Source organism: Vibrio diazotrophicus, assembly GCF_038452265.1.
GTDB lineage: Bacteria > Pseudomonadota > Gammaproteobacteria > Enterobacterales > Vibrionaceae > Vibrio > Vibrio diazotrophicus.
The window spans coordinates 122,218-142,432 of sequence record NZ_CP151843.1; the positions used below are offsets into that span (position 1 = coordinate 122,218).

The 20,215-nt window shown below is 43.4% G+C and carries 17 protein-coding genes; 12 read left to right on the forward strand and 5 right to left on the reverse strand.

Annotated features, from left to right (window positions below; genetic code table 11):
- The first annotated feature begins 316 nt into the window (after positions 1 to 316).
- Together garD and AAGA51_RS15910 are read left to right on the forward strand one after the other, a co-directional pair.
- Positions 317 to 1,867 carry a galactarate dehydratase gene (garD, locus tag AAGA51_RS15905; RefSeq protein ID WP_042481453.1) on the forward strand — a complete coding sequence of 517 codons (1,551 nt, stop codon included), beginning with the start codon at positions 317 to 319 and terminating at the stop codon, positions 1,865 to 1,867.
- An 84-nt stretch (positions 1,868 to 1,951) separates the two neighbouring features.
- Positions 1,952 to 2,989, forward strand: a complete 1,038-nt coding sequence (locus tag AAGA51_RS15910; RefSeq protein ID WP_042481450.1) for an ABC transporter substrate-binding protein — start codon at positions 1,952 to 1,954, stop codon at positions 2,987 to 2,989.
- A gap of 113 nt (positions 2,990 to 3,102) precedes the next feature.
- Here AAGA51_RS15910 and AAGA51_RS15915 read toward each other — a convergent pair whose 3' ends face one another.
- The gene (locus AAGA51_RS15915) at positions 3,103 to 4,428 is read right to left on the reverse strand and encodes an MFS transporter (RefSeq protein WP_042481447.1); all 1,326 of its coding nucleotides are present in this window, start codon (positions 4,426 to 4,428) and stop codon (positions 3,103 to 3,105) included.
- Positions 4,429 to 4,759: 331 nt separating this feature from the next.
- Here AAGA51_RS15915 and AAGA51_RS15920 point away from each other — a divergent pair, with 331 nt between their 5' ends.
- From AAGA51_RS15920 to AAGA51_RS15945, 6 genes are all read left to right on the forward strand, one after another.
- Positions 4,760 to 5,173, forward strand: coding sequence for a tripartite tricarboxylate transporter TctB family protein (locus tag AAGA51_RS15920; protein ID WP_042481444.1), 414 nt, complete (start codon positions 4,760 to 4,762; stop codon positions 5,171 to 5,173).
- Between the two features lie 40 nt (positions 5,174 to 5,213).
- Positions 5,214 to 6,725, forward strand: coding sequence for a tripartite tricarboxylate transporter permease (locus AAGA51_RS15925; RefSeq protein WP_042481441.1), 1,512 nt, complete (start codon positions 5,214 to 5,216; stop codon positions 6,723 to 6,725).
- 15 nt (positions 6,726 to 6,740) lie between these two features.
- Entirely contained in the window at positions 6,741 to 8,081 is a 1,341-nt protein-coding gene (locus tag AAGA51_RS15930) for an enolase C-terminal domain-like protein (RefSeq protein ID WP_042481438.1), read from the forward strand.
- A gap of 21 nt (positions 8,082 to 8,102) precedes the next feature.
- Positions 8,103 to 8,876 (forward strand): 2-dehydro-3-deoxyglucarate aldolase, encoded by a 774-nt coding sequence (gene garL, locus AAGA51_RS15935; RefSeq protein ID WP_042481436.1) that lies wholly within the window; start codon positions 8,103 to 8,105, stop codon positions 8,874 to 8,876.
- Between the two features lie 18 nt (positions 8,877 to 8,894).
- Complete coding sequence (gene garR / locus AAGA51_RS15940; RefSeq protein WP_156102001.1) at positions 8,895 to 9,779, forward strand: 2-hydroxy-3-oxopropionate reductase; 885 nt, start codon at positions 8,895 to 8,897, stop codon at positions 9,777 to 9,779.
- Positions 9,780 to 9,846: 67 nt separating this feature from the next.
- Positions 9,847 to 10,992, forward strand: a complete 1,146-nt coding sequence (locus tag AAGA51_RS15945; RefSeq protein ID WP_042481430.1) for a glycerate kinase — start codon at positions 9,847 to 9,849, stop codon at positions 10,990 to 10,992.
- Here AAGA51_RS15945 and AAGA51_RS15950 read toward each other — a convergent pair.
- Both AAGA51_RS15950 and AAGA51_RS15955 read right to left on the reverse strand, forming a co-directional pair.
- Positions 10,987 to 12,087 (reverse strand): CdaR family transcriptional regulator, encoded by a 1,101-nt coding sequence (locus AAGA51_RS15950; RefSeq protein WP_042481427.1) that lies wholly within the window; start codon positions 12,085 to 12,087, stop codon positions 10,987 to 10,989. The two genes, AAGA51_RS15945 and AAGA51_RS15950, sit on opposite strands and share 6 nt — an antisense overlap.
- 288 nt (positions 12,088 to 12,375) lie before the next feature.
- Positions 12,376 to 13,053, reverse strand: a complete 678-nt coding sequence (locus AAGA51_RS15955) for a type 1 glutamine amidotransferase domain-containing protein (protein ID WP_042481425.1) — start codon at positions 13,051 to 13,053, stop codon at positions 12,376 to 12,378.
- 404 nt (positions 13,054 to 13,457) lie between these two features.
- On the opposite strand from AAGA51_RS15955, the gene AAGA51_RS15960 reads away from it, so the two are divergent.
- Positions 13,458 to 14,342, forward strand: coding sequence for a LysR family transcriptional regulator (locus AAGA51_RS15960; RefSeq protein ID WP_042481421.1), 885 nt, complete (start codon positions 13,458 to 13,460; stop codon positions 14,340 to 14,342).
- A gap of 59 nt (positions 14,343 to 14,401) precedes the next feature.
- Positions 14,402 to 15,616, forward strand: coding sequence for an MFS transporter (locus tag AAGA51_RS15965; RefSeq protein ID WP_156102000.1), 1,215 nt, complete (start codon positions 14,402 to 14,404; stop codon positions 15,614 to 15,616).
- Positions 15,617 to 15,695: 79 nt separating this feature from the next.
- Here AAGA51_RS15965 and AAGA51_RS15970 read toward each other — a convergent pair whose 3' ends face one another.
- Together AAGA51_RS15970 and AAGA51_RS15975 are read right to left on the reverse strand one after the other, a co-directional pair.
- Positions 15,696 to 17,171: a Na+/H+ antiporter NhaC family protein gene (locus tag AAGA51_RS15970; RefSeq protein ID WP_042481418.1), complete on the reverse strand. Its 1,476-nt coding sequence runs from the start codon at positions 17,169 to 17,171 to the stop codon at positions 15,696 to 15,698.
- A gap of 18 nt (positions 17,172 to 17,189) precedes the next feature.
- Complete coding sequence (locus AAGA51_RS15975) at positions 17,190 to 18,533, reverse strand: glutamine synthetase family protein (RefSeq protein WP_042481415.1); 1,344 nt, start codon at positions 18,531 to 18,533, stop codon at positions 17,190 to 17,192.
- A gap of 339 nt (positions 18,534 to 18,872) precedes the next feature.
- Between AAGA51_RS15975 and AAGA51_RS15980 the strand changes: the two genes are divergently transcribed.
- Positions 18,873 to 19,619: a gamma-glutamyl-gamma-aminobutyrate hydrolase family protein gene (locus AAGA51_RS15980; RefSeq protein ID WP_042481412.1), complete on the forward strand. Its 747-nt coding sequence runs from the start codon at positions 18,873 to 18,875 to the stop codon at positions 19,617 to 19,619.
- 19 nt (positions 19,620 to 19,638) lie between these two features.
- Positions 19,639 to 20,196 carry an HTH-type transcriptional regulator PuuR gene (gene puuR, locus AAGA51_RS15985; protein WP_042481409.1) on the forward strand — a complete coding sequence of 186 codons (558 nt, stop codon included), beginning with the start codon at positions 19,639 to 19,641 and terminating at the stop codon, positions 20,194 to 20,196.
- Positions 20,197 to 20,215 lie beyond the last annotated feature (19 nt).

Below are 20,215 nucleotides of genomic sequence, written 5' to 3' on the forward strand. Positions count from 1 at the left end.
TATTTGTCTGCGTGAAGAAATTTCTTACTTTAGCAATAATTAATTTAAACAATATTTTTGCTAACTTGGTCAAATATATTGTGATATAGATCGCTAACTACAGATTGAGTTTAATCTTTAAAAAATAATTATAATTAAAGAAGTTAGACTAAGGTCTACAATTTCCCGTTTGGTTGTGATTCAAATCTCTGCTTTTGTAAATTTGAACAAAACTGGATAAATAAAAAACTGAATAATTTGATAATACTGATGATGTAACCAATCTCACGATGGACTAATTTTTATGGTATGAACATCACTCAAAGAAGCTTGTGAAATGAATAATACGCTGCCTCGTTATATTAAAGTACATCCTAGCGATAACGTTGCCATCGTTGTTAACGATGGTGGGTTGCCTAAAGGAACTATGTTCAACGACGAATTTCAATTGCAGGAAGATATTCCAGAAGGGCACAAAGTTGCTCTTGTTGACTTAACACCGGGCGATAAGATTCGCCGCTATGGTGAAGTGATTGGTTACGCCAATACTGCAATTGTTAAAGGCGGTTGGATCAACGAATTTCTCGTGGATATCCCTGAAGCGCCACCGTTGGAAGATATTCCACTGGCCACTAACGTTCCTGAGCCGTTGCCACCACTAACTGGCTACACCTTTAAGGGGTACCGCAATGCGGATGGCAGTGTGGGAACAAAGAACCTGCTCGGTATTACAACCAGTGTGCATTGTGTCGCGGGTGTGGTGGATTACGTAGTTAACATTATCAAGCGTGACTTACTGCCTAAATACCCAAATGTGGACGGTGTCGTTGGATTGAACCATTTGTATGGCTGTGGTGTTGCGATTAACGCGCCAGCAGCGGTAGTGCCTATTCGTACTATTCACAACCTTGCGCTAAACCCAAATTTTGGTGGTGAAGTGATGGTTGTGGGTTTAGGTTGTGAAAAACTTCAACCTGAAAAGCTACTTAAAGGAACGGATGATGTTAAAGGTATCAACGTAGATCCGGATGACATTATTTCATTGCAAAGTGACAACCACGTTGGTTTTCAATCTATGGTTCGCAGCATTTTGCAAACTTCTGAAAAGCACCTGATTAAATTAAATGCTCGCCAGCGTGAAGATTGTCCTGTGTCTGAACTGGTTGTTGGTACACAGTGTGGTGGTAGCGATGCATTTTCTGGCGTGACGGCTAACCCTGCGGTTGGTGTTGCTGCTGACTTATTCGTCCGCGCCGGTGCAACCGTTATGTTCTCAGAAGTGACTGAAGTTCGTGACGCGGTATATCTGCTTGGTCCTCGCTGTGAAAGCAAAGAAGTGGGTCAACGTTTAATGGATGAAATGGCCTGGTACGATCACTACCTAAGCCTAGGACAAACAGACCGAAGAGAAAATCCATCTCCGGGGAACAAGAAGGGAGGCTTAGCAAACGTAGTTGAGAAAGCTTTAGGGTCTATTGCGAAATCGGGTAGTAGCGCAATCGTAGAAGTTCTTTCGCCAGGACAACGTCCAACGAAAAGAGGCCTGATCTACGCAGCGACACCTGCTAGTGATTTCGTGTGTGGTACTCAGCAAGTATCTTCAGGCATTACTGTTCAATTGTTCACAACTGGACGTGGTACTCCGTACGGACTAGAGGCAGTTCCTGTTATTAAAGTGGCAACACGAACTCCACTTGCTAGACGTTGGCACGATCTGATGGACATTGACGCAGGTACAGTTGCAACTGGTGACAACACATCAGAAGAGATGGGATGGGAAATATTCCACTTCGTGATTGCAGTTGCGAGTGGTGAGAAGAAAACCTACTCAGATCAATGGGGTCTGCATAATGCGCTGGCAGTATTTAACCCAGCACCAGTGACTTAAAAATAATAAGGGTCTGTGTTCTCACGAATGACAGACCCTACCTATACCTACACATTTTTAAATTAAGTGAAACGAGAGGAATTTATGAAAAAATTCGTAAGGAACGCAATCGCACTTTCTCTAATGGCACTGCCAATGGTCGCGATGAGTGCGGACAAACCAAACTTTGGTAACGTCCGTGTTGTAATCGGTTCTAAATCAACAGGTGGTGATACTTACCAAGCTGCGGCAATTGTTTCTGAAGCACTAGCAAAGAAACTGGATGCAAACGTAAAAGTTGATGCTGTAGGTTCAAGTGCAGCATTCCAAACTCTGCGCCGTGTAAGTAATGGTAGCACCATTATGATTTTCCACGACCAATCTTACCTTGGTTACTTATATGGAACTAAAGGCTACTACGACATCTTTAACGAGTTTACTATTGGTCCAACTTTTGCGATCAACCCAGCGAACGCATACCTAGTGCCTAAAAAGTCGCCTTACAACACTCTAGATGACATCATCGATGCAGTTGGTAAAGGCGAAACCATCCGTGTTGCTATTCAACCGGGTGGCGTATCAGAGATTGGTTACAGTGCGGTTAAGAACGCGATCAAACTGAAATACCCAGGTAAAGAGTCAAACTTTATAGCTGTTAATACTGGTTCTCAAGCAGATAAAAACCAGCAGTTGTTTGATGGTTTAGCGGATATGATCCAAGGTAGCTTACCTGCAAACGAACAGTTTACTCGCCTCGACGCATCTGACCAAAAAGCGATGAAGTTCGTATGGTTGACCTCTACTCGTGACACTATCGCGAATGTTAACAAAAACGGTTTTGGTAGCTTAAGCAAAGAGCAAATCTACTCTTACGCAGAGCCAGAAGTACAAGTACCAATGAATGCAACAACGAACTTCACGTTCGATAAAGAGTTCTTCTTCCTATACAACAAGAAGATGCCAAAAGACCAAATCGAATACATCGATCAAGCTCTGAAAGAAATCTACGATGAAGGTGAGATTCAAAAGACGTTTGAAAAAGCGTTCTTTGTACCTAACTTCCGTGATTCAAAAGCAGCACTTGAACACTTGCAAGCTAAGAACGGCAAATACAAAGAAGTACTTAAAAACATTACAGAATAACTATCGATTCGTCCCCGATAGTCAGCAAAATGCCCACATTAGTGGGCTTTTTTTTATGGTAAGAAAACCAATTGGCAAGCAAGAAGCACACTAACTTGAATCTATCTATGGGATTAACTGACCGAATAACCCTTTGCCTTAGAGTATGCTGGGTATTCAATTTTATCCAAATCCCCCACAAACCAGACGAAGCAAGCGATAGCAATCAGTGCATGTAAACCAGTAATGTACACCGCCACATCGAAAAGCCCTGTCATATCAATTAGGTAGGCGATGATAATGGGAGTGATAATGCCAGATAGATTTCCCGCAGTATTGAAAATGCCGCTGCACAAGCCATAAAGCGGCTTTGGCGCGATATCCGCTACGATGGTCCAACCTAGTGAACTGAATCCTTTACCGAAAAATGCAAATGACATAAACACCACAATCAATACTGGTGAATCGGTGAAAAGCGAAAAGAGCATGAAAGTTGAGAACATCATACCCACGATGATGGGCAGTTTACGTGCCTTCGCAATTGAAAAACCAAGTTTAACCATACGATCAGAGACTAACCCTGCACAGAGGTTACCAAAGAAGCCAAATAATGCTGGTATGGATGCCATTATTCCCACGCTAACTAAAGACATACCTTTTACTTCAATAAGATAGAGAGGAAACCAAGTTAGGAAGAAAAAGGTAATCGCGTTCATGCAGTATTGTCCAAGACAAACACCTAACATGGTTCTGTTGGTCAAAAGGAAAGTGATTCGTTCACGTACACTCGATTGCTCAACTTCGGCGCTCTCTGTTTTCACAGCTAGGTGCTGATCTAAATAATCCAGCTCTGTTTGCGAAATAAAAGGGTGGTCTTTTGGGCTATGCAGCCAATATTTCAAAATTATCCCTAGTAACAATGCTGCTGACCCAAGGTAGAGAAAGTTAAACTGCCACCCTTGATGGTAGGTTACCCAAGCGATGATGGGGGAACAGACAAAAATCGACAGATATTGTGAAGAGGCAAATATCGCAGAGGCGAAAGATATTTCGTGTTTTGGAAACCAACCGGAAACGATTCGACTATTGGCTGGAAAAATGGGCGCTTCAAATAATCCTGCTAATAAACGGAATACTATTAGCGCAGGGAAAATGAAGAAGGAGTTTGGAATAAACGTAACGAAAAATGTGCCTAAGCTGACTACTGACCAGAATATTAAGAAACAGAGATATAGATATTTTGTTTTAATTTTGTCCAATAGTAGGCCGCAAGGTATCTGAAATAGTACATAGGTCAGAGAAAATGAGGAAAACAAATAACCAAGCTGAACAGTTGAGAGTTGTAAATCCTTACTTAAGTCACTACCTGATATCGATAATATCGACCTCCCTCCAAAGAAAATGGTGGTGACTAACATAAGCAAAAATACAACAGAGTATCTAACGGATATCGATTTCATATAAGCCACATTAATTAGAGTTTTCCCTATTTTATGTGAAGAGATGTTTGTCCGCTTATGAGCAGCAAGGCTTTGTGATGTGTTGGATTACATTTGTACAAATCTCCAAAAACCGGTGTTAAAGGTAATAGGCTTTTTGTTTAATTATTTAATTGTATAAAAACAATAACTTAACTGCATTGTATTGCGGTCACACTGGCTTGTTTGTTTGTACAAAAAAAACAGTCAACTTACTTGTTTTTTTGTACAAATGAATAAAGCGAAGCTAAACGCTATCCTCCATACTATTCACATCCAAAGTTCTTAAATTACCCTACATAAGGAAAATGCTATGCTAAATGTGAGTATCGATTTTGCAGAATCGCATTGGTTTTTTCCCAAGATAGTGATCACGTGTATCCTTGTTTTATTCGCGATTATCTTGGTGAAAGAAAGAAAAACAATTGCGAAAAGCGTTGCTGGGTTTTCAATGAAATCAATTCTGAATCATGAAAACTACAAAGCGTACCTATTTTTGGCGTTGATCAGTGTTTATATCTTGGTGATGGAAGCGTTAGGTGAAGTATTTCCAAATACAGGGTATGCATTTTTAATTACGACAATTCCTTTTCTATTCTGTATCCCTTTGCTAATCGAAAAAGAAATCAACAAAAGAAAAATTATATATATAACCATTAACTCGGTTGTATCTCCAATAATTGCTTGGACAGTGTTAGGTCAAATTTTTGGAATTACACTTCCTTAAAATTTATATTTGAAACAAAAACTTGAATGTGGAACTTCTTATGGAAATATTGTCACATTTGTCTATTAATATGTTTTTATTAAGTTCGATTGGCGTATTAATAGGTATTATTTTCGGTGCCATCCCGGGTATGACTGCAACATTAGCTGTAGCGGTTTGTTTACCTTTAACTTATTCACTTGGCTTAACGGATGGTTTAGCTTTACTACTTGGTCTTTACGTCGGTGGTATCTCTGGCGGATTGGTACCGGCGGTATTACTGAATATTCCGGGTACACCTTCTTCTATCACGACGACTTTTGACGGCTATCCCATGGCCCAGAGAGGACAGGGTGAAAGTGCGCTGAAAATTGCTGTAGTGTCATCACTATTTGGCGGTTTATTTAGTGCAATTGTTCTCTATTTCTTTGCTCCGTTCCTTGCGAACTTTGCTATTAAATTCTCTACAGTTGAAAAATTCCTGCTTATTTTTTTGGCTCTGACGGTTATTTCGTCTCTGTCTAAAAATATGTTGTTGGGTATTTTCAGTGGTCTATTAGGCGTGTTAGTTGCTCTAATTGGTGCGTACGACATCTCTGTTGGTGGTAACGGTGAATACCGCTTAATGCCTCAAGCATTTGAAGATCAACTGAGCTTTGGTTTCTCGCTTCTTCCAGTACTGATCGGTATGTTTGGTCTGTCTTCTATTATCGTTGCTTGTTTGAATAAGAAGTCTGACGATGATGTAACGAGCGACATGATCAAATTGGATGCAAAACAAAAGTTCAATTGGTCAGTATTTAAAGGTCAGTTCTTTAACCTAATCCGTTCTTCTTCAATTGGTACATTCGTTGGTTTGCTGCCGGGTATCGGCGGAAGTGCAGCATCAGTGCTTGCATATACACAGCAAAAGAACATTTCTAAAAACCCTGACCAAATGGGTAAAGGTGCACCAGAGGGCATCATTACCTCAGAATCGGCAAACAACGGTCTTACAGGTGGTGCGTTAATTCCGCTTCTATCGCTGGGTATCCCTGGAGACTCAACTACAGCGGTACTGATTGGTGCATTTACATTACAAGGTATTCAGGTAGGTCCATTGTTCATCAATGAAAACCTGGAAACCTGGGACTTCATGATCATCTCATTGTTCTTCGCTAACTTTGTGATGTTCGCAATCATGTTCTTTGCTATTCGCCATGTCGCAAAAGTAGTTCTTATTCCTAAATACATTCTTTACCCAATCATCGTGATGATGTGTGTGATCGGTGCATACGCAATTAACTACGGCGTGATGTTCGATGTATGGACACTTGTGTTGTTCGGCATATTTGGAGTGTTAGCCTCGAAGATAGGCTTGGAAGTTGTGCCATTCATCATCGGCTTCATCTTGGGTAAATCAGCAGAAGTGTACTTCGTGAAGAGTCTTGAGTCTTATGGTGACCTATCCATCTTCGTAACTAAGAGTCCAATTGCGATGTTCTTATGGGTAATCATTATTGCTTCAATTGGATACTCGATTCGTTCGGCATTGAAATCAAGCAAAAACAAAAACGTAAGTAAAACTGCGTAACGTACGGAGAATGTGATGAGTCCTGCGAAGTTTATGCCAATGGTCGAGAGTATGAAGGTTATCCCTGTCGCAGGGCATGACAGCATGCTACTGAACCTAAGCGGTGCACATGCCCCTTATTTCACTCGCAACATTGTTATTTTGCAGGACAACCTGGGAAACACTGGATTAGGTGAGGTTCCGGGTGGTGAAAACATTCGCAAGACGTTAGAGGACGCTCGTGGTTTTGTTATTGGTCGTAGTATTGGCGAATACAAAAACATTATGAGCGAAGTCAGGAATGCCTACTTAGAACGAGATGTCGAAGGTCGTGGTTTACAGACATTCGATTTGCGAACCACATTGCACGCAGTAACAGCGATTGAGTCTGCAATGCTCGATCTTTTGGGGCAAGCGCTAAACGTTCCGGTAGCAGCGCTGCTTGGTGAAGGTCAGCAACGCGATAAAGTCGAAATGTTGGGTTACCTGTTTTTCGTTGGTGACCGTAACAGCACAGATCTGCGGTACCAAAGTCAACCTAATGACAGTTGTGATTGGTACCGCATTCGTCACGAAGAAGCATTAACGTCGGACGGTATTGTTCGCTTAGCCGAAGCAGCGTTCGACAAATATGGGTTTAGCAATTTCAAACTGAAGGGCGGCGTTTTCCGCCCTGATGATGAAGCTGATGCCGTTTGCGCCTTGGCAAGCCGGTTCCCAGATGCACGAGTGACGATCGATCCGAATGGTTCTTGGTCTCTACCAGAAGCTATTCGAATCGGCAAAGATTTAAAAAATGTACTGGCGTACGCCGAAGACCCATGTGGAGCAGAGCCTGGATATTCAGGGCGCGAGATGATGGCTGAGTTTCGTCGTGCAACGGGTATCCCGACTGCAACCAACATGGTAGCAACGGACTGGCGTGAATTTGGACATTCGATTTCGCTACGAGCGGTCGACATTCCACTGGCTGATCCGCATTTTTGGACGATGGAAGGCTCAGTGCGCGTCGCGCAGTTGTGCCACGAATGGGGGTTGATGTGGGGCTCTCACTCGAACAACCATTTTGATATTTCTTTGGCGATGTTTACGCAAGTTGCTGCCGCCGCACCTGGAGAGATTACTGCCTTGGATACACATTGGATCTGGCAGGAAGGTAATCAACGTTTAACGAAAGAGCCATTAAAGATTCAAGGTGGCTTTATTACGGTGCCGGACAAACCTGGTTTGGGTATCGAAATCGACATGGCTCAAGTGGAAAAAGCGCATGAGCTTTACAAGAACATGGGGTTAGGGGGACGCGATGATTCCATCGGTATGCAGTACCTTGTCCCTAACTGGAAATTCGACAACAAAAGACCGTGCTTGGTTCGATAAGCGCAGGTAGAGGAAAGTTACATGAATGAAAACATTTATCCAAATCACTTTAGACGCGCGATGATCAATCAAGAAAAACGCATTGGTTGTTGGAGTGCTTTAGCGAGCCCGATTACTACTGAGATCCTTGGTTTAGCAGGTTTTGACTTCATCCTTTTGGATGGCGAGCACGCACCGAACGATGTACAAACATTCATCCCGCAGCTAATGGCTTTGAAAGACAGCCGCAGCGTACCAGTGGTTCGTCCACCAGTGAATGACCCAATCGTACTTAAACGTTTATTGGATATCGGTTTCTACAACTTCATAGTTCCTTTTGTTGAAACCAAAGAACAAGCAGAACTTGCAGTTGCGTCTACTCGTTATCCGCCAGAGGGCATTCGTGGCGTATCTGTTGGCCACCGTAGCAATGCGTACGGCACGATTACCGATTACTTCAAAAACATCAACGAGAATATCTGTGTTGTGGTTCAAATCGAAAGCCAAGAAGGCTTAGACAACCTTGACGATATTCTAGCGGTCAAAGGTTTGGATGGTGTGTTTGTTGGACCAAGTGACTTGGCAGCAGCGTTGGGTCACTTAGGTAATGCAAGTCACCCAGATGTGCAAGCCGCGATAAAGACTGTATTTGAAAAAGCGCAAGCGGTTGGTAAATCAGTCGGCATTTTGGCTCCAGTTCAAGCAGACGCTGAGCGTTACCTTGAATGGGGTGCGAACCTAGTCGCAGTTGGTAGTGACCTAGGTGTGTTTAAAGCAGCGACACAGGCATTGTGTCAAAAATTTCTAAGTGAATAAGGGCGAAGAGGAATAGTTATGAAAATCGGATTTATTGGCCTAGGCATCATGGGCAAACCAATGAGTAAAAACCTACTTAAAGCAGGTTATTCATTAGTTGTATTAGACCGCAACGAAGCCGCGGTAAAAGAGCTAACAGATGCAGGTGCACAATCAGCAACTTCGCCTAAAGCCGTCGCAGAGCAGTGTGATGTTGTGATCACTATGCTGCCTAATTCACCACACGTAAAAGAAGTCGCGTTAGGTGAGAACGGTTTAGCAGACGGTGCAAAACCAGGTCTTGTATTTATCGATATGAGTTCTATTGCACCTTTAGCTAGTCAAGAGATTGCAAAAGGTTTGGCTGAGAAAGGTGTAGTAATGCTTGACGCACCAGTAAGCGGTGGCGAACCAAAAGCTATCGACGGCACGCTTTCTGTGATGGTAGGTGGCGACAAAACCGTATTTGATAAGTACTACGACGTAATGAAAGCGATGGCTGGTTCAGTGGTTCACACTGGTGATATCGGAGCAGGCAACGTAACCAAACTTGCAAACCAAGTTATCGTTGCGCTCAACATTGCAGCGATGTCAGAAGCTCTTTCTCTTGCGACGAAAGCAGGTGTAAACCCTGAATTAGTTTACCAAGCGATTCGTGGTGGTCTGGCTGGTAGTACAGTTCTTGATGCTAAAGCACCAATGGTTCTTAACCGTAATTTTGAACCTGGTTTCCGCATCGACCTACACATCAAAGATCTTGCAAACGCACTAGACACTTCACACGGTGTAGGTGCTCAGCTTCCATTGACTGCTCAAGTTATGGAAATGATGCAAGCGCTTAAAGCTGATGGTCTGGAGACTAAAGACCACAGTGCACTTGCACTACATTACGAAAAACTAGCTAAGGTAACTATCCAAAGCTAATTGGCTTTGCAGCAGGTTTGTAGGGAGCCTGCTGCTTCTTTTTCTTTTTATCGAGTGGTGTCTATTGATGAAGATTGTAATCGCACCAGATTCGTACAAAGAGAGCCTAAGCGCGATTGAAGTTGCTGAGGCCATCGAATCAGGGTTCAAAAAAGTATTTCCCGATTACCAGTATATAAAGTGTCCGGTAGCTGATGGTGGTGAAGGTTCTGTAGAAGCTTTGGTCGATGCGTCAGGCGGTGAGATGGTGCACACTGATGTCATAGGTCCAATGGGCGACCATCACGAATCTTTCTATGGTGTTTCTGGCGATAAAAAGACTGCGTTTATTGAAATGGCAGCAGCCAGTGGTATTGAGCTGATTGCACCTGAACATCGCGACCCTTATACAGCGACCACTTTTGGTACAGGACAGCTCATTGAGCACGCCTTAAATCAAGGTATTCGCCATATGATTATCTGTATAGGTGGTAGTGCGACCAACGATGCTGGGTGTGGAATGATGCAAGCGTTGGGCGTTTCGTTCAAAGATGCACAAGGCAACGAACTTGTTTACGGTGGCTTAGCGCTTGAAGCACTTGCTCATATTGATACGAGTAATCTTGATAAGCGTTTGAGTGAATGTCATATCGAAGTTGCATGTGACGTCACTAACCCGCTAACGGGCTTAAACGGGGCCTCTTATATTTACGGTCCTCAAAAAGGAGCTTCTCCTGAAATGGTGAGGCGGCTTGATGCAGCGTTGGCTAACTTCGCCAAAGTTGTTGAGCGGGACGTAGATAAACAAGTAGACCACATTCCTGGAGCTGGTGCAGCAGGAGGGATGGGCGCTGCATTCTATGCATTTTTGGATGCTGACCTTCGTCCTGGCATAGACATCATGACTCATGCTGTTGGCTTGGAAGCGTTGGTTAAAGATGCCAACCTTGTTATTACTGGTGAAGGTCGATTAGACAGCCAGAGTGTGAACGGTAAAGTGCCAGTTGGTGTTGCTAAAATTGCTAAAAAATATCAACTACCAGTTGTCGCGATTGCCGGGGCTTTAGGTGATGATATTGAAGAAGTGTATGAGCACGGTATAGACTGCGCATTTGATTCAGTTTATAAGATTACGACTTTTGAAGAGATAAAAAAAGAAGCAAAAGCGAATGTTATAAGAAGTTCTTACAATATTGCTTCTGCTATCAATCTTGGTCGAATTCTAGCTCTATAAAATCAAACTAAAATACAAACGGCACATATCTCTAAAGTTGTGTAAATCAATATTGCAAATTTCTTCCACCCGTTTCATGCGATACCTGAGCGTGTTGGGGTGAACATAGAGAACACTGGATGTTTTTTTAATATCACAACTGTTTTCGAACCAGCATAAAATTGTTTGAATCAATGTCGGATCAGCCAGTTCTAATTGTTGAACATGAGTAGAAAGCTTATCTCGTTGCCAGCGTGATAAGCTGCTCTCAAAAAGCGCTGGTAGTTCATATTGAGCGAAAGGATAAAACTTTGCTTCCGGATTCAAGCGTTGTCCCGCTTTCATCGTCGCCATTGCACTTTCAAATGCGTAATGAAGATTCTGTGGTTGGCTATAGATCGCACCAATGGAGCAATGGAAATCCACTTTAAGCGATTCTGCTAAATAGCTAGTAATGCTCTGCCAGTCATCAATGGTGGTTTCACCGCTTTTCTCTTTCTCTGTTACGTTCAACAGCACTAAGTTTGTTTTGTAAGAGTATTCGGCTTTTAGGCGTTTACGTGACCACTGATTAAGAACACGAACCACTTCTTTTTGATCGCCTGAATTGCCTACCTCAATCATACAAATGGCGTGATGATTGAAAATGTCGACTTTTAACTGCGCCGCCATATTGGTGATGTGCTCTTGTGATGCGTTTGGATCGATACACTCAAGAAGAAGCTCTTCAAGTTTGCGTTCGCTCCAGCGTGTCATTTCCATCATGGAGGTGTACTCAACCACCATTTCAGCCGCCATTTTTACCATTTCACCGAATGGGCGAACTTCTTCCAGCGGACCAGAAATACCAATAACACCGATCGGTTCTTGGTTAAAAATGATAGGCAGGTTTACGCCCGGCTTTACATGGGGAAACTCCGGTAGCATGCCTTCGGAGATTTCAATCGGTTTAAGCTCACTCAATGCCAGTACCGCACCGCCATGTTTTTGATATTTACGAGCGGGATTGGTCGACGCAATGATAATACCAGTCTCATCCATAACATTAAGTGGGTACTTGATGATTTTCTGTGCTCGGTCGACAATGCGTTGTGCTAATTGTTCATGTAACTGCATATATTCACTTGTGGCTTTTCGTTCGCTGCATCAAAGGCTGATACGTTGTTGAAACGTACGTCCTATGAGTGGGATAACCGACAATAATACTTTACTAGCTTAGTCGTAACTGAGATCTCAATCGCACCGAATTGGCTAGTAGTAAGACAATTACCTTTGTTGTCACTTATTTCTACTTTATTTGCGTTTAACTAGGCAAAAATGCTTCTTTTCCCAGTAGGATTAACCTGTAGTTTAGCTCGGTAAGCCCCCACAGAATGAGGGCTAATACTTGAGCATATAACTAAATTAAGATAATTGTTTTAGCAAAGCTAAAGCGACAGGTTCTGAGCTGGCAGGGTTTTGTCCCGTGATAAGCTTGCCATCTTCAACCACGTATGGCATCCAATCTTGCGTTTTTTGATAGTGTGCGCCAAGGCGAATAAACTCATCTTCAATCAGAAAAGGAACGACATCGGTAAGTTGCACTGCCGCTTCTTCACCATTAGTAAACCCAGTAACATGACGCCCTTTAACGAATGCCTCGCCATTGGCTGTTTTTACATTGCGAAGCACTGCAGGAGCGTGGCAGACAAATCCCATCGGCTTATTTACTGTAGAGAATGCCTCGATTAATTTTATAGAGTCGACTGAATTCGTTAAATCCCACAATGGACCGTGACCACCCGGATAGAACACGGCATCAAAATCTTCTACGTTTACGGTCTCTAGCTTTACCGTGTTTGCAAGAGCTTCTTGCGCTGCGAGGTCTTGGTTAAATCTACGAGTTAACTCCGTTTGGAAATCTTCCAGCTCACTTTTTGGGTCTAGAGGAGGTTGACCACCTTGTGGTGAGGCTAAAACCAGCTGCGCTCCTGCGTCTTTGAAGGTGTAGTAGGGTGCAGCAAATTCTTCTAACCAAAATCCAGTTTTATGGCCTGTGTTTCCTAGTTCATTGTGTGAAGTTAATACCATTAAAATTTTCATTAATTATTCCTTCTTCCGCGTTACGGATAGTTTGTATTTAAAATTTAATCATTAGATTAGCGTAGCTAATGCACAAGGTTATTGCCTTAGAGGGTGCAACAGCTCTATTGTAATTTTTTGATAACCACTTGTTTCATATTGATAATTTTCTTACATCCGCCAGTGCCAAGATAAGTACTAACAACCAGAACTCTGTTGTTTATTTTGTCATCTGACACTTGGACAAATGGTGCCTTATCGTTTCTTGCAGTTGCTAAGTTCTTTTGGATGACCTAACCGGACATATAACGATTCACTTTCCGTTATTGCGCAGTCATTTCTGTGACAACAAGAATAATCAAAATTGTCTGCGAGCAACTAACAATGCTATTTTAGGGAGGGTATAAAAAAATTTATGGGCACGTATGTCATTAGTCAGACTGAGAACGTTTATTGAGGTTTATCGGCAACGCTCGATTAGCGGTGCAGCACGCATGTTGAACCTAACACAACCCGCTGTGTCGCAACATATTGCCGGGCTTGAAGTGGTTGTGGGGCGGCCGTTGTTCGAACGACAAGTGGACGGAGTTCTACCGACTTCCGCTGCAAATGAGTTGGCGGCTGATATTGGCGATAAGTTAGATGCTGCTGAAGCTGCGCTTGCTTCTGCGAGAGCTCGTTCACGTGATGTTTCCGGAGCGCTGCAATTGATAGGGCATATCGATTTTATGGCTGAAAATCTCGCTCCTGAATTAGCTCCGTTGCTCGAAGCCGGAATTCGGGTTCGTATGCACACTGGCGATGGGCCAATGGTGACACAAATGTTGTTGGAAGGTCATTGTGATTTAGGTATCTCTGCCCATCCCGTGACTGACAGTCGCCTTAAAAGTGAGGTGCTTTTGACTGACAAGATAGTCGCGGTTGCTTCTCCAGTGGTGGCAGAGCGGATTGAGCAAGCTGAGGAGTTTGGTAAAGCTCTTCTTAAAGAGCCACTCTTAGCCTACAACTTGGAATTATCTTTAGTGGATGCTTGGCTTAATGCGAACCGTATTGCAGCGCCAAGCTTGATCCCCGCGATGATTGGACAAGATCTTCGAGCTCATAGAAATCTGCTGATACAGGGTATTGGTTGGTCTGTACTACCGCATTTTTTATGTGAAAAGCAACTCAGTAGCGGAGAGCTAAAGCTCATTCCGCCACCTCGCACTAATACGGAGATTATTTACTACTTGATTTGGTTACCGAGCGCTTTACGTCAACCAAGAGTTGCTCATGCACGAACTGCACTATTAGGTCGTTTACAGAACTAGTGCATGTATAGTCTTACTATTTACGTTGTCTTAATGTCCATACAAGGAAAGTAAAGTTCATGTCTAACGATTCGTATTCGACAATCACAGATCCTTCATTACTTGGTCCAGACGTCAGCCGTTCCAATTTATGGCGTTTAACATTGGCACAAGCATTGGCAGGGGCGAATTCAGTGGTTGTATTTGCAACCGGAGCGATTGTCGGAAGTATGCTGGCGCCTTCTCCGTTGCTTGCCACACTGCCTATTTCTATTTTCGTTGTTGGTATGGCTGTGTGTGTTTTTCCTGCTGGAGAATTAGCAAGAAAGTACGGACGAAAAGCGGCGTTTATGGCGGGTTCGGTAGCTGGCGTGTTAACGGGGCTGTTAGCGATGGCTGCTATGTTCACGGGTTTGTTCTGGTTGTTTTGTCTCTCGACCCTTTTAGGTGGCGCTTACGCCGCTGTTGTTCTCTCTTTTCGTTTTGCTGTGACGGACGGCTTACCGCCAGAGAAAAGACCTCAAGCACTTTCGCTAGTTATGGCTGGTGGTATTGTTGCAGGTGTTATCGGGCCGCAGCTAGTGACACAAACCATGTATCTGTGGCCAGAAAAAATGTTTGCTGCCACTTTCCTTGCTCAGGCAGTAGTTGCTGTGATCTCAGGTGTGATCTTATATGGCGTTCAGTCTCCGGCTGTAAAAGAGCAGCATGGTGGAGGAAGGCCATTAATGGAAATTGCACTTCAACCGCGCTTTATTTCTGCTGTGGTGTGTGGCGCAGCGTCATACATGATCATGAATTTTCTTATGACTGCAGCCCCGCTCGCCATGCATATGCATGGCCACAGCCATGAGTCGTCAAACTTAGGTATTCAATGGCATGTGATCGCCATGTATGCCCCGAGCTTTTTCACCGGCAAACTGATAGCGCGATTTGGCGCTGTGCGTATTTCCGCAATAGGGATCGTTTTGACGGGCATTTCTGCGGCTGTTGGTTTGTTGGGCGTAGATGTAAACCATTTCTGGTGGTTACTCATTTTACTGGGCATTGGATGGAACTTCGGCTTTCTTGGCGCTTCAGCTTTAGTGTTGGAATGTCATAAACCGGAAGAGAAAAATCGTGTTCAGTCGCTCAATGACTTCATTATTTTTGGCTTAATGGCAATAGGTTCTTTTTCATCTGGCGGGCTGTTAAGTGCTTACGGCTGGCAGATGGTGTTGTGGGTATCCTTCGTTCCTCTGATTTTGGCCGCTTTAGCTTTAGCAGCCGCGAAAGTTGGAAAATTGCGAGCTTAAATTTTCAACAGCTTTAGATACAAATGACAAAGCCCCTTAAATAAGGGGCTTTGTTTTGGTGTGCTTTTTGGTTAGAGATTTACGCAATCACTAAGAAGAAAATAGCAGTGGCGACAATACCGATAAGCGCATATGGGAACTGAGAAGTTGCGTGTTGCATTGGTGTACAACCAGAACCTTGTGCCGACAATACTGTAGAGTCACTGAAGAAACATGAGTGGCTGCCCGCAGCCGATGCAGAAAGCAGTGCTGCAACCGTTAGGTGTAGAGGAACACCAAGCTGTTCACCCAGTGGCAGAACGATTGGCATTGCTACCGCAAAAGTACCCCAAGATGATGCAGTGGCGAATACCAAAGCGCCGGTAATCATAAAGATGATAGCTGGGAAGTAAGAGGCAGATAGATAAGGGCTCACTGTTTCAATAACATACTGAGTTACGCCTAGCTGGTCGTTCACTGACTTCAACATAAAGCCGCCGATAACGGTTGCAAGAGGTAGCAACATGACTTTAATGCCATCGTAAACAGACTCGAACATGTCGTTCATTGAAATCAGTCGTTGAGCACCGTAGAAACAGATAGTGAAGATAAGGGCAACGAAAACACCCGCCAGCAAATCAATGCCGAAGTACCAGCTTGCAGCCACAAGCACAATCATAGGAAGCAGGAAGTTAATCAAACCCATGGTTGGATTGGTGTGAGATGAGATATCAGAGCCAAAGTCGATATCCGTTGCGCCGTCTGGGCGAACTTGACCATTCTTAGCACGCTGTTCAGCAGTTTTCATTGAACCCAGATCTGGGATCTTCTCCATCGCAACCAGCAGCACAATCACCAGTGTTACCCAACCGTAAGCCATATAAGGAATCGCTTCAATATAGGTCTTAATACCTTCACCCGCTTCAGCAACGTTGTTTGCTTCCAGTAGTGAGCTGAAGAAAATCGCCCACGTTGAAATCGGTACAAGAATACAAATCGGTGCTGCTGTTGAATCGACTAAGTAAGACAGTTTCTCGCGGGAGATGTTGTAACCGTCAGTTACTTTCTTCATAGAAGAAGAGATAGCAATAGCATTCAAGTAGTCATCAATGAAAATAACAATGCCCAGAACAAACGTCATCAACATCGATTGTCTGCGGCTTTTAACCTTAGTAACTAACATATCTGAGAAACTCAGAATGCTACCGCCTTTTTCCAGTACCGCAATCAAGCCACCCATCAGGCCACATACGAGAATAATCCAGGCGATGGTTTCATCCATCATTACGCCCATTGAAATATCCACGATTTGTTCAACCGCTTCTCTTGGATTAAGCAACAACACCCCAGCAATAGCACCGCTGAAAAGCGCTTCAACAGTGCGATGAGTGGTCAGTGCAAACACCAATACCAGCGTTGTTGGTAGAAGGCTCATCCACCCGTAGAGTTCGCCCTCTTCGTGGTTTAATCCTATCGCCGTAAAAAATATAAACGTGGCTAAGGATATAAGAGAGACAAAGATATGTTGCGTATTAATCTTTAGTGGCGCTTCCAGCGCTTTGGTTTGACTAGTCATGAAGTACAGTTCCTTTGTTTATGCTGAGTGTAACATCCAGTCGATTTCCATTGGGGTGATAGCTCGTTCAAATTCAGCGAGCTCACTTCGTTTGCAAGCTAGATACAGGTCAATAAACTCTCTCGAAATATATTGATTGAGTTCGCTGCGCTCTAGCCTGTCAAGGGCTTCAGGCATGCGTAGTGGCAGAGTTACCGCATTATCACTTAAAGGTGGAGGACATTGCTCCTTGGTATAGTTATCACTCGCTAATACTGCGGAAAGTACAACTGCAGCGAGAATATAGGGGTTAACGTCAGCACCTGCAATACGGTGTTCTATTCGACGGTTGTTCTTGTCACTAATTGGAACACGTAGCGCAACACCGCGGTGGTTTTCTCCCCAGTTGGCTTTTGTTGGAACATAAGCACCAGGAGTGAAACGGCGGTAAGAGTTAACGTTAGGGCAAATCAAACCCATGGCTTGAGATGTTTGCGAAAGCATGGCCGCCATTGTTTGATAGAAAAGGGAACTAGCTTGGCCATCTTGCTGGCTAAAGAGGTTGTTATCTTCGCTATCCACCAAGCTAAGGTGAATGTGCATACCATTACCCGCTTGATCTGCGAAAGGTTTCGCCATGAAAGTTGCGTCGAAACCATGTTGGTGAGCAATTTGTCGGATCAAGCGCTTCGCGATAATGATTTCATCACAGGCTCGCAGAACATCTTTCGAGTGGTTGAAGTTAAGCTCGAATTGACCCGGAGCGGATTCAGAAAGTGCACCAGAAGTATTTAACCCTTGTTCGAAAGCAATACGGTTTAAATCAGAAAGGAAGTCAGCATAGTCGTCCAATCCATCTAAATCATAAACTTCGGTGTCTTTCTCTCGCGTTTTTTTGGTTGGGTTAATGGCGGTTAACGGTTCGCCATGCTCACCACGAACTTTATCGATCAAGTAGAACTCAAGCTCTAGTGCTATGCAGGGAAACTGATTTTTGCTCGCGAGTGTTTCTAGCATACTAGAAACGATATTACGGATGAAAAGTGGATTTGGTCGTTCGCCTTTTTCATCCATCATGCTGATCAGTAGTTGCCCGACCTGCTCCTTGGCTGTTGGCATTAGTGTTCCGCTGATCGGGAAACACAAATTATCCGGCTCGCCTAGATCTTCTCCAAGTCCGGCGGATTCAACAACGTTACCTTTTGTATCAAGTGAGATAGTGGAAAGAGGCAGCGCGACGCCTTTATTTAATTTATCTAATGCATTGATTGGGATTCGTTTTCCTCTTGGGGCTGCATTTATGTCTGTGAATATGAGGTCGACAAACTCAATACTGGGCCAGTTTTGTTTAAAATTTTGTACTTCCTGTAGATAAGCTTCCATTTTTCTTCTCCGAATAAACTGACGTATCGAAATTAGAGATAACTTTTAACAAAAAAATCACATCTTCATCTTTGAAATATGGTTTCTTCAGTTATTTGTAATTGAAACAGTCACTTATTGTTTTGCGTCGAATTCTGGTGAGTTGCTTTTATGTATTTCTTGTTAACTATTTTGTAACAGTCGTTTTTGTTTTGTTCAATATAATGGGCATGAATATTCGCTTTTAATGCTAAAAAGGTGCTCAGTGTCACGTTATTGCCATTATTTTGAACATCCGTGTTGATAATTTTGTACACGGTTTGTAGTGTAAATGTTAAATATATCGAACACGGAATTGTCATGGTAGGAAAACGCAAACCGATCATTGGCGTTGTTAGCTGTACGAAGGAACTCAACGGCTATCAAATTCAAGCGGTTAATGGATTTTATCTTCGCGCTGTCAAAGATTTTGGTGGAATGCCAATCATTCTTGCGCCAGACATGTCTGGTGATGAAGTGGAAGAAATTTTGAATGTCTGTGATGGCTTTTTATTCCCAGGTAGCCATTCAAACGTTGCACCGCATCGCTACAACGCGAGCCACACTGAAAATAAACGAGATGAAGCGCGTGACGAGCTTTCTATCTCTCTGATTAGAAAAGCCATTGACCGAAACATTCCATGTTTAGGCATTTGTCGTGGTTTTCAGGAAATGAACGTTGCACTGGGCGGAACGCTGAATCCAGCCGTTCACGATTCAGGTTTTAATGACCACCGAGAATCGGATGTTGAAGATTTTGAACAAAAATACGCACACGGCCACTTGGTATTAGTACAAGAGCAGAGTTTGTTTGAGCGTTGGCTGAAAGAGGAGGAGTGGGAAAATGCAGCTCACTTCCACGTCAACACTTTACACAATCAGGGTGTGGAACAGTTGGCACCTCAGTTAAGAGTAGAAGCTAAAGCCCCCGATGGTTTGATAGAAGCATTTAGCCTTCCCGAGCAAGATTTCTTTGTTGGTGTTCAGTGGCACCCAGAATGGAAAGCTAAAACAAATCATTTCTCACAAATTTTATTTAAAGAGTTTATGATGGCAGCCTCACGTTAACGTTTGGAGCTGCATATTGATGGACAATTTGGAGATTGGAAAAACTATTGTTCAGTTGCGTAAAAAGCATGAATTGTCACAAAGGGAACTCGCTGAAAGAGCTGGCATAACACACAGTGCTATCTCTTCTATCGAGAATGGCAAAGTGAGCCCGTCGGTGAGCTCGTTGCAAAAGATCGTCAATGTTTTTTCTTTATCTCTTTCGGAGTTTTTCATGATTGAACAATCTCCGAAAAATGAAGCGAAGGTTGTTATTCCATCTGAGGAACTGGTTGAAATGGGCAGTGAGTCTGTCTCGATGAAACTAGTGACCAATGGCAAAAAAGATCAGGTGATTGGATTCCTGATTGAAGAGTACGCACCTTTTGGAACGACAGGTGCGAGAGAAATCGAACACGAAGGCGAAGAGATAGGCACGGTTCTAGAGGGACAAATCACTCTGGAATACAAAGGCAAATCTCACGTTATCAAAGCTGGCGAGTCGTACGTTATTGATACGAACGAGCCGCATAGATTTACTAATCACACAGACAAGGCTTGTCGAATGATAAGTGCGCATACGCCAACCACTTTCTAAGTGGTGCTTGCCTTGTGTG